Source organism: Paenibacillus sp. 2TAF8 (assembly GCF_052114825.1).
GTDB lineage: Bacteria > Bacillota > Bacilli > Paenibacillales > Paenibacillaceae > Paenibacillus.
Map to the genome: position 1 here is coordinate 1 of NZ_JBFRFN010000080.1, position 371 is coordinate 371.

The 371-nt window shown below is 54.4% G+C and carries 3 tRNA genes; all 3 read right to left on the reverse strand.

The annotated features are described in order from the left end of the window. Positions 1-61 precede the first annotated feature (61 nt). The 3 genes from AB4Z30_RS30105 to AB4Z30_RS30115 all read right to left on the reverse strand — a co-directional run bounded on the left by AB4Z30_RS30105 (position 62) and on the right by AB4Z30_RS30115 (position 309). Positions 62-135 (reverse strand) — tRNA-Met (locus AB4Z30_RS30105). A gap of 19 nt (positions 136-154) precedes the next feature. Next, positions 155-230, reverse strand: a tRNA-Val gene (locus tag AB4Z30_RS30110). Positions 231-237: 7 nt separating this feature from the next. Further along, positions 238-309: transfer RNA gene (locus AB4Z30_RS30115), tRNA-Glu, on the reverse strand. Positions 310-371 lie beyond the last annotated feature (62 nt).

The window sequence follows — 371 nt, forward strand, 5'->3', positions numbered from 1 at the left end:
GCCAACTACACCACGGTTCTACACCACGGTTCCAGATCACTTTCGGTTAGGAAAGCTACAATTGCGGGGGCAGGATTTGAACCTGCGGCCTTCGGGTTATGAGCCCGACGAGCTACCGGGCTGCTCCACCCCGCGTCATTAGAAAAAATATATATGGTGGAGGCTGAGGGGATCGAACCCCCGACCCTCTGCTTGTAAGGCAGATGCTCTCCCAGCTGAGCTAAGCCTCCATAAATATGACCCGTAGGGGATTCGAACCCCTGTTACCTCCGTGAAAGGGAGGTGTCTTAACCCCTTGACCAACGGGCCTTAATGGCTCCCCGAACAGGACTCGAACCTGTGACAACTCGATTAACAGTCGAGTGCTCTAC